The organism is Limnoraphis robusta CS-951 (assembly GCF_000972705.2).
On sequence record NZ_LATL02000167.1, the window covers coordinates 19,613 to 28,399 of the forward strand.

The window sequence follows — 8,787 nt, forward strand, 5'->3', positions numbered from 1 at the left end:
CAACAAGTTGACAGGTGTGAGAGCATTTCAGGGTGTAAATTGAATAGAGATGAACTGATTAAAGACGATCTGAGGATTGTTTTAATTGTCATCTCTGAAAAACAGAATTAGATTTTAAGCTTATATTAAATTTTATTAATAAAATTAATATTATTGATTGCAAAAAGAGGAAATTCATAATTTATGAATCAACAAAATCCCGGAAAAAACATTAGATCTCTTAACACTTTACTCCGCGTTGTTAATCACTTTTCAGATGAGTTTTCTTTGATTTTTGCTTGCTGTAACTATCGCAGCTTACGTCAAAAAGTGATGAAGACTTTGCGAAAGAAATGTTTAGTTGAAATTCAAGAAATTATTTTAGACGTTGAAACCAAGACGCTTTATACAAACATCAAAAATTGTTTAGGTGAAAATAAACCCCCGGTTTTGATGATTTTTGGTTTAGAGTCCGTTAATAATATTCAAGAAGTTTTAAAAGCAACCAATCAAATTCGAGAGGAATTTAGCAACTTTAAATTTCCCTTGATTATTTGGATTGATGATCATCTTTTGCAAATGATGATTCGGCTCGTTCCTGATTTTCACAGTTGGGGAACAACGATTGAATTTGTGATCAGTAAAAAAGAACTCTTAAAGTTTATTCAGAAAACGACAGATGATGTATTTGATAAGATCTCCAGTAGTGGTGCAAGTATTTTTTTAGAGAATTCTAGCTTAAATTTAGAAAAAGGTTCTCCACTTCGCAATGAACTAGAACTCGCGCAAGTGGATATCCGAAAACGGAATATTCAGCTTGACACAGAACTGGCAGCAAGTTTAGAATTTGTATTGGGTAGAATCGCCGATAATTCCACAGAAGCCGCTCTAAACTATTATGAAAATAGTTTAGCCTTATGGGAGAAAACGGAGTATCTAGAACGATGGGGTTATCTTCTATTTTATTTGGGTTTTTGGTGGCATAGTCATGCGGTTTTAAATCATTCAGAACGCGAAAAATCCTATTTCATCGCCAAAGAGTATTATCAGCAATGTATTCAGAAATTTCAACAAGCCGAACGTTCTGATTTAGTCTCCAAGTTTATTAATGCGTTAGCGTTAGCTTTATATCGTCTCAAAGATTGGGATGAATTAGAGCAACTTTCTAAAAAAGCAGTCGGTTTACATAAAGTTTATGCTCATCCTTTTCGACAAGCTAGAGGCTATCATTTTCTCTCGGAAGTGGCTTTAGAAAAAAGGAACTGGAAAAAAGCGAAGAAGTTAGCTGAAAAGTCACTCAAAATTTTTGAACAGGAAATCAAAGATCGATCCATTGAGATTTCCCATGAACAAGTAATTTATTTAACCTGGGAGAAGTCTTTTCATCAAGCTTGGTATTTATTCTCGTTGGCAAAAGCTCAACAACTGTTAGGTGAAATAGACGAAGGAATTATCACGCTACAACACGCTATAAAAATTGCAAAACCTGAATATGACCCGGAGCTTTATATTAATATTTTAAATCAATTAAACGAGTTATATTTTAAAAATGGTGAATATTTTATTGCCTTTACAACCAAGCAAAAAAGACGAGAAATTCAGCAACAATTTGGCTTAAGAGCATTTATTGGAGCGGGTCGTCTGGTTCACAGTCAATCGATTACAAATCCAGGTTTACCTTTTGTCGAAAAACATCAAAAAGTGAACCCAGAAATTGCTGCATCTGGACGAGTTCGAGATATTGAAAATTTAGTAACACGCATTCGGATGAATGATCGAAAATTAATTGTCATTCATGGACATTCGGGAGTTGGAAAAAGCTCTATTATCCAGGCTGGTTTAATTCCTAAATTAAAATATATTGTAGTAGAAGAACGTCGAGTTATCGCGGTTTTACAACGATATTATGTGAATTGGGTTCAAGCGTTAAGTCAAGCTTTGAGTGAAGCTTTTATCAAGCTGAATTCTATTCACTTTGATAGCAATAATTTTCAAACCCTTGATGAAATTAAGAGTTTTCTGCAAAAAAGTATAAACCACAATCTTCAGATTGTTCTGATTTTTGATCAATTTGAAGAATTTTTCTTTGTTTGTAAAGAATCAGAGCAACGAAAACAGTTTTATCAATTTCTTAAATTTTGTCTAGATACTCCTTTTGTGAAAGTGATTCTTTCTTTGAGACAGGATTACTTGCATTATCTACTCGAAGGAAATCGTCTCGAATATTTTGAAGCCATTAATCACAATGTTTTGGATAAAAATATTCTCTATCACATCGGTAACTTTTCGCCGGATGAAGCAAAATCAGTGATTCAGAAACTAACGGAAACAACTCAAATCATACCTGAAACGGCTCTAATTGATGAATTAGTAAAAGATTTAGCTCAAGAATTCAATGAAGTGCGTCCGATTGAGTTACAAGTTGTAGGCGCTCAACTTCAGGCGATGGAAATTACCACCTTAGAACAATATCAAACCCAAGGGCCAACGCGAAAACTGGTAGAAAAATATTTAGAGGAAGTGATTGATGAATGTGGCCCTGAAAATAAACAACTAGCGGAACTGATTCTCTATTTACTGACCGATGAAAACAATACTCGACCGCTCAAAACCCGCTCGGATTTGATTCGAGAACTCACGCATTATATGGAGCAAGAAGCCCAGAATTTGGATACGGTTTTAGAGATATTTATTGTATCAGGGTTAGTCTGTTTGTTCCCCGAAATTCCAGTTGAACGATATCAGTTAGTTCACGACTATTTAGTTTATTTTATCCGTCAACAACGCAGTGCTGAAATTATTGCTCAATTTGATCGCGAACGAGAAAGGCGGGAACAAGCAGAAGCTCAACGCAAAGAAGCGGAAGAAAGACTCAATCAAGTTCTTCAGCAACGGTTAGAAGAAGCTCAAGCCAGTGTTCAACGTCAGAAAAATCGACTACTCGCATCAATTGCTATCAGTGCGATGATGGTATTACTCTCTGCAACCGCAATTATTAGCACAGGAATTGTTAGAGAACAAAAAGCTCAACTCAGACGTCAGAATATTGAAAATTCAAACTTTAATTATACTGTGTTTTTAATTGAAAATAACCAATTAGAAGCTTCTTTAAATCTTTTAAGAGGATCACAATATTTAGAAGATAAATCGATAAAATATTCCTTTGAACAAGAAACAATGTATAAGCTTTGGGCTGTTCTCAATTTACTGCAAGAGCGTAATCGATTTGAAGGAAATAGTGGTGCTGTTATTAGTGCGAACTTTAGTCCTGATGCTCAAATAATCGCTTCGGCGGGAGATGATAAAAAAATAAAACTTTGGAAACCGACAGGTGAACTGATTAAAACTATAGAAGGACATAATAGTAGAGTTTGGTACGTTACATTTAGTCCCGATAGTCAAATCATCGCTTCAGCGAGTGAAGATAAAACCATCAAACTTTGGAAGCTAGATGGAACTTTGATCAGAACAATTCCAGCCCATGAAGATGCCGTTCAATGGTTGAGTTTTAGTCCAGATGGTCAACAAATTGCTTCTGCCAGCCGTGATAAAACCGTTAAAATTTGGAATCTGAATGGTAATTTAATCACGACATTAAAAAGTCATAATAGTCCTGTTTCTAGTGTTTTGTTTAGCTCCGATGGTGAACGAATTGTTTCAGCAGATAGAGATGGAAGATTAATCTTCTGGAACCGCCAGGGTGAGTTAATTAAAACAGTGAAAGCTCACAGTGAGACAATTTGGAGTATTGCTTTTAGCCCTGATACTCAAACTGTCGCTTCAGCTAGTAGTGATCAAACGGTTAAATTGTGGAGTCGAGAGGGTCTACTTATCAAAACTTTAGATGAACATAAACACGCGGTTTTTAGTGTGAGTTATAGCCCCGATGGTCAATCAATAGCCTCTGCTGACACCAATGGAAATATTATTTTTTGGAGCCAAGCTGGTATTCAAAAAACGATTCTTCGAGGTCATCGAAATGCGGTCAATCAAGTTAGTTTTACTCCAGATAGTCAAATGCTAATTTCAGCGAGTAAAGATAGCACGGTAAGACTCTGGAACCTAAATAGTATCCCGCAAGTTTTTCAACCGAGCGAAGCAGTCTATAATATGATTTTCAGTCCAGATGGTCAACTCTTAGCATCTGTGAGTGATCAAAAGCAAGTGATTCTTTGGAAAGTTCATCGGTCAGCGAAACAACAGTTACCCTATGCCTTGAGCAAACAATTAAGTTTCAAAGATCATAGCGATGTTGTGAATAATATCAGTTTCAGTCCAGATGGTAAATTGATCGCCTCTGCGAGTCAAGATAAAACGGTTAAACTGTGGAATCTTGAGGGTAAAGTTATCAAAAATCTACCCCATAATGCTCCAGTTTGGACTGTGAAATTTAGTCCAGATGGACAATTAATCGCAACCGCTAGTGAGGATCAAACCGTACAGCTTTGGACTCGTGATGGAAAACTTCTGCACAGTTTGAAAGGACATCAAGACTCTATTAATGATTTGAGTTTCAGTCCCGATAGTCAGCTTTTAGCGTCAGCAAGTGATGATAATACTATTATTTTTTGGAATCGTGAGGGTCAACTGATTGAGAAGTTGAGGGGCGATGGAAGTAAGTTTTCATCGGTTAGTTTTAGCCCTCCTTCTGAGGATAGTGAACTGATTGTCGCGGCTACCGCTCAAGGCTCTCTTGAGTTTTGGAAACGCCAGGATCAAACTTGGGAAAAAATTGATACGAGAACAGCAATTGGTGGACATACGGGTGGAATTTCTGAGGTTAGTTTTAGTCCAAATGGTGAAATTATTACCTCTGCCAGTTTCGATGGTACGGTTAAACTCTGGGATCGGTACGGAAATTTAATTGCCACTTTTCGGGCGGGTTCTGCACAGATATTCTCGGTCAGCTATAGTCCAGATTATCCCACTCTGGTCGCGACTGATGAAGCAAACCGAGTTATTTTTTGGAAGTTAGATGATCGCAAATTTAATGATACTTCTGACTTACTCAAACAGGTTTGTACTCAGCTTAATAGCTATTTAAAATATAACTCTACTCTTGAGCACACAGATAAGATGCTTTGTGATAAGATCATTCACAATTAAACAATTGTATAAAAAAACTACACCTGATTTTATTCAGGTGAGTTAACGATATTCATAGAAAATATCAATGGGCATTACATCCGTAAAATTGATGAGAAAGTACACAAAAAAGAGTAAGTTAAAGTATTTATCCTCTCGGCGGACGAGATGAATCTTGAGGAACGCCACTAGACTTTGTTTCTTCACTGGCAAAAACAACGCGATTTGATTTATACTCCTCCAAAGAAACTTGACTGCGTTGATGATTGTAAATTGAGCTAAAGGGTAAATGATCCAGAGGGTTTAAATGGGTAGTGGCTCTAGCAGCCATTGTCGGTATGAAACTCGCCGCTAATAGAGTGGTCATTCCTAAACAGAATAGTGTTTTGTGGGACATGGTAAACTCCTTGTGGTTTTTTTGGGTTTTTCATTAAATATCCGCTCAACACTCCCCAAGCTGAATTTCCACAATATCCGGTAATCAGCTTTATTTGTTCAGATAAAAAGGGATTTAAAACGGATTTTATATTACATATGGTGCGAGAATATTTTTCTCACAACTTGAGTCAGACTCAAACGATTTCCTCTCTATCTAAATCTTACTAGACTATATCGTTTCTGTCCGGAAATATGAGGCAGTATGAGAAACTTCTAAGAATGGGTTTCATGTTTCAAGGGTCAGGATCAGGGTAAAATTTTATTCATCAAAGGCTTGGGTTTCTGTTCTGTATTGACCGAATAACGGAGCGAGAGTTCCCGTTATATACTGCTATATAATCCTCTTCTTTTCCCCGGTCTGACACCCCTAACCAGAACCTATTGTACTACAAGTTTAATACATAGAATTAACCCTTTAATAGCCCTGTTTTTTCTTCCCTTTAATTTCATCATACCACACAGTCTAGAGCTAGTTATCTGCCTGGATGTGATACTTCTAAAAGCTACTGAAAATCAAGACATGGAACCTCGGCTTTTCTCCGGTGAGTTTATCGCAGTTCACCCAAAGGAACCGTCGCTAAATCGTGAAACTTCGTACAGCGCTGGGGTTCTAACTCTTGAATGCGTTGATTAGCCGCTAGAAACTCATCGTGGTACATTTTGAATAATTCCGGGTTTTCAGTCCGATCTGTATTTTGCCACATATGCAAGGCTAAACTACGGCGCTTTTTACAAATGGCTAACTCCATTGATGCGATCGCCGCCCGAATTTCCAGAGGCGCTCGTCGAAGATTAGCTTTCGCGGTATCATCTAAATAAAGTAAATGATCAAGTTGGGGCGGGGCTTCACTCAACTCTAATAAACTATCTTGTAATCTCGAAATAAAATCAATTGACTCAAGAGCTAATTCCGATTTTTCTTCGATTTCTAAAATCTGTCGCCACAAAAACCGATGATCAGATAAACTAAACTGTAAATCTCGGCTATCTAACGCTTCAATTACAGTTTGACGATGTTCTGGACAATGCAAATAAATTCGCAGCAGTAACAACTCAGCTTCAGGTAATAAACTCCGTTCAGCTAATAAAGGAAGTTCGATATCCGATGATTCTTCGGCTTGAAATTCCCTTTGCCGTCGCCACTTCTGAAGCTGTTTTTGTAGAGTTTTCACGAACAACGCAACCAGTCTTGCTTCCCCTTGACTCAAAATTTCTGCACAGGATTGAATATATTGAGTCTTTTGAACTTCCTGCTCAATTTTGTTCAATAATTCGACCATATTTTGCGCGACTTGTTGGGCTTCTATGACTTTAGTTAAATCTCGCCCGACTAACATCTGACTGATTTGCCAGTCAATCCACAGAGGCGCATTTTCTAATAATTTTTTGTAATCTTCAGACGAAGAACTGTGTAAAAATTCATCCGCATCTTTTCCGGCGGGAAGGTTCAAAATTCGCAGTTGAACACTTCCTTGATACGCTAAATTTTCGATTTCTCCAATTGCCCGTTGAGCCGCTTTTGCACCTGCTGTATCTGCATCAAAATTGAGGATAATTTGTTTAGATTCTGTATAACGCAAGAGTTGACGAACTTGAGTCAAACTCAAAGCGGTTCCTAAAGCTGCAACAACATTTTCAATTCCCGCCGAATGCAGGGTAATTACATCAAAATACCCCTCGACAACCACCGCCTGATCCAGTTTAGAAATCGCTGTTTTTGCCTTATCTAACCCAAATAACGTTTTTCCTTTATCAAATAACTCGGTTTCGGGAGAATTCAAATATTTAGGCTGTTCATCGGATAACGTTCTTCCCCCAAAACCAATCACTCGCCCTTGAATATCGTGAATGGGAATCATCAAGCGATCGCGAAATCGATCATAATAACCATTGCCCTTTTTTCGAGGTAAAATTAAACCCGCTTGTTCGACTAAATGAACGGGAAAATGCTTTTGTTCTACTAAATAATCATACAGCATTTCCCAACCTTTCGGCGCATAACCCAGTTGAAAGTGTTGAATTTTTTCTGCACTTAAGCGTCTTTGAGAAGTCAAATAGTCTAACGCTTCTACCCCTTGGGACTGAGACAAAGTGTGTTGATAAAAACTCGTTGCGATCGCTAAAATCTCATAAAGTTGTTCACGCAGAGAAAGCTTTTCTTGTAACGCTTGACGTTCTTCTGGGGCTTCCGTTTTCACCGAAACCTGATAACGACGCGCCAAGTTTAACACCACATCTGCAAAGGAAGTTTTATCCAACTCCATCAAAAATTTTATCGCATTTCCACCCGCCCCACAGCCAAAACAGTAATACATCTGTTTGCTGGTACTCACTGTAAAACTCGGGCTTTTTTCTTCGTGAAACGGACACAATCCCGCAAAATCTTTTCCCTGACGTTTGAGGACGACTCGTTCTGAAACGACATCGTAGATATCCGCCCTCTGCTTCACTTCTTCTATGGTGTCAGGATGAATGCGGGGAGTTGACATAGATGCTCTACAATAACCCTAACTTTGCTCAAAGATGATCAGGTTTATTGTGACATATTTATTCAAATTTGGGGAGAAAAATGCTGAAATCTTAACGATTAACGGGGAAAAATTCCCTGATCTTCAACAATCATCTTAACCGACGACGACTCCGCCAAAGCATAAACTCCGGCTACCGTAATTTTGATCCCAATAGAACCGAAAATATTCGGACGTTCGCTGAGAGTTTCACCTTGATGTTTAGCGAGAATCGGACGAATATTATCAAGTTTAGTTTCGGCTATTTTTGGAATTTCCTCTGGAGATTTTTGCGGGTTATCTGTTGAGATTTGTAGAAAAACAATGACTCTAATTGTTTGCCGTGAGTTCAAACGAGATAACCGGGCTGCAAATTCTGAGCTAATTTTCATAGAATTGAGGACATAAATTTCTCCTGTTATTGTATTCGGTAACTCAGGAAATTGAATCAACCAAAGGAAAGGAAATATCATACAATAGAATAAAAAAACTGTAGGGGTGCTGCGGTTTGCGCCCGTAAATCGCCCTAATATGATATCCGACTAATCAATAATCATTCTGTAGGGGCGGGCCTGATTACAGTTTACAGTTATCAGTATCTTATCTGATTTTAACACACATCTATTCAGGGAAAACAAGAGGCGGGGCGGGTTTATTAATCTTATTTCTAAGATACAGAAATTCATGGGGAACCCGCCCCTACAGTTAACAATTCTTTGGGGGTCGGGCGGGTTTATTAATCTTATTTCTAAGATACAGAAATTCATGGGGAACCCGC

The 8,787-nt window shown here is 37.9% G+C and carries 4 protein-coding genes; 1 reads left to right on the plus strand and 3 read right to left on the minus strand.

Annotation, left to right across the window (positions count from 1 at the left end):
- Nucleotides 1–183 precede the first annotated feature (183 nt).
- The gene (locus WN50_RS14495) at nucleotides 184–5,085 is read left to right on the plus strand and encodes a WD40 domain-containing protein (RefSeq protein WP_046277819.1); all 4,902 of its coding nucleotides are present in this window, start codon (nucleotides 184–186) and stop codon (nucleotides 5,083–5,085) included.
- 127 nt (nucleotides 5,086–5,212) lie between these two features.
- Here WN50_RS14495 and WN50_RS14500 read toward each other — a convergent pair whose 3' ends face one another.
- The 3 genes from WN50_RS14500 to WN50_RS14510 form a co-directional block, all read right to left on the minus strand.
- Nucleotides 5,213–5,461 (minus strand): hypothetical protein, encoded by a 249-nt coding sequence (locus WN50_RS14500; RefSeq protein WP_046277820.1) that lies wholly within the window; start codon nucleotides 5,459–5,461, stop codon nucleotides 5,213–5,215.
- 589 nt (nucleotides 5,462–6,050) lie between these two features.
- A complete protein-coding gene (gene dnaG / locus WN50_RS14505) occupies nucleotides 6,051–7,991 on the minus strand; it encodes a DNA primase (protein WP_046277821.1) in 1,941 nt (646 codons plus the stop codon).
- 98 nt (nucleotides 7,992–8,089) lie between these two features.
- Nucleotides 8,090–8,401, minus strand: a complete 312-nt coding sequence (locus tag WN50_RS14510) for a hypothetical protein (protein ID WP_063847394.1) — start codon at nucleotides 8,399–8,401, stop codon at nucleotides 8,090–8,092.
- Nucleotides 8,402–8,787: the final 386 nt, after the last annotated feature.

Excerpts from the sequence above, each read along its gene's own strand:
- WN50_RS14495 (WP_046277819.1), top strand. The coding sequence starts at position 184 with ATGAATCAACAAAATCCCGGAAAAAACATTAGATCTCTTAACACTTTA.
- WN50_RS14510 (WP_063847394.1), bottom strand. The coding sequence starts at position 8,401 with ATGAAAATTAGCTCAGAATTTGCAGCCCGGTTATCTCGTTTGAACTCA.
- WN50_RS14500 (WP_046277820.1), bottom strand. The coding sequence starts at position 5,461 with ATGTCCCACAAAACACTATTCTGTTTAGGAATGACCACTCTATTAGCG.
- dnaG (WP_046277821.1), bottom strand. The coding sequence starts at position 7,991 with ATGTCAACTCCCCGCATTCATCCTGACACCATAGAAGAAGTGAAGCAG.